The sequence below is a fragment of the Pseudomonas sp. BIGb0558 genome (genome assembly GCF_024807515.1).
Taxonomy (GTDB): domain Bacteria; phylum Pseudomonadota; class Gammaproteobacteria; order Pseudomonadales; family Pseudomonadaceae; genus Aquipseudomonas; species Aquipseudomonas yamanorum_A.
In genome coordinates this window covers 1-1,259 of sequence record NZ_JANUEW010000088.1, presented here as the reverse complement: position 1 = coordinate 1,259, position 1,259 = coordinate 1, and the positions used below count along the sequence as shown (strand labels likewise).

Annotated in this window: 1 protein-coding gene; it reads left to right on the top strand. The window is 54.2% G+C overall.

Annotation, left to right across the window (positions count from 1 at the left end; genetic code table 11):
* Positions 1-83: 83 nt before the first annotated feature.
* The gene (locus M2400_RS33370) at positions 84-1,208 is read left to right on the top strand and encodes an IS481 family transposase (RefSeq protein WP_177116066.1); all 1,125 of its coding nucleotides are present in this window, start codon (positions 84-86) and stop codon (positions 1,206-1,208) included.
* Positions 1,209-1,259: the final 51 nt, after the last annotated feature.

Here is a 1,259-nt window from a genome sequence, read left to right as displayed (position 1 = left end):
TGTACGGACCGGACACATGGTTGACGGGTGTACGGGGACATGGTGGACACTTTTCGGCGAGCCAATTTCGCCGGAAATCCATCATGCCCTGGGACACGAGAGACGCCATGAGCCTGAAAGAAGAGTTTGTCGCCTTGGCGCGGCAACCCGGCAGTAACAAACGAGAACTGTGTCGACGATTCGGTATCAGCCCCCAAACGGCGTACAAGTGGCTCGAACGCTACGAGACGCAAGGCCGGCCGGGGCTGCAAGAGAAGTCCCGCAAACCTATCACCAGCCCCAAGCTGACCGATCCGGCTCTAGAGACGGCGGTCATAGCGCTCAGGCAAGACCATCCTGCATGGGGTGGGCGCACGATCAGTTGCATTTTGAAAAAGCAGATCGCTCCCAGCACCGTCACTAATGTTCTGCACCGGCACGGGCTGATTCAGCCTGCGTCAAAGGAACAAACGGCAAAGCTGAGATTTGAGCACGATGCGCCTAACGATCTTTGGCAAATGGATTTCAAAGGGCATTTTGCGACACAGCAAGGCCGATGCCATCCCCTGACGTTGCTGGACGACCACTCACGATTCAATTTGGCTATTCAGGCGTGTGATAACGAACGTGGGACCACGGTGAAGGAGAAGATGATCGAGGTATTCGAGCGTTTCGGATTACCGGCTCGCATCAACGTTGACAACGGTCCGCCATGGGGCTCGCCGCGTAATCCAGGTGAAATCACAGAACTGAGTATCTGGTTGATTCGTCTGGGAATCCGGATCAGTTTTAGCCGTCCTTACCACCCTCAAACCAATGGAAAGATTGAGCGATTTCATCGCTCACTCAAGGCCGAAGTGCTTGAAGGGCGGCAGTTTTCTACCTTCAAAGAAGCCCAAACAGCGTTTGATCGATGGCGTGAGATTTATAACCTGCAACGCCCTCATCAAGCATTGGACTACAAGGTGCCGATGGACCGGTATCGCGCCAGTCCTTGGGCTTATCCGCAGCAACTGCCAGAGTTTGAATACGGACCGGACGACAAGCTGGCCAAGGCCTATCACAGCCGATTCCGCTTCCAGAACCGCTATTTCAGTATCGCCAAAGGCCTGGCTGGACATCACATCGCGATACGCCCAAAGCCTGAAAGCGAGGGTCTATTTGACGTCTACTTCTGCCATCACTTTTTGCGGACTATCGACGTGAATAAGCCAGATTACGGACCATAATGTGTCAACCATGTCCCCGCACATGTGTCCACCATGTGTCCGGTCCGTACA

Coding starts and splice junctions, on each gene's coding strand:
- M2400_RS33370 (WP_177116066.1), top strand. CDS start 84: ATGCCCTGGGACACGAGAGACGCCATGAGCCTGAAAGAAGAGTTTGTC.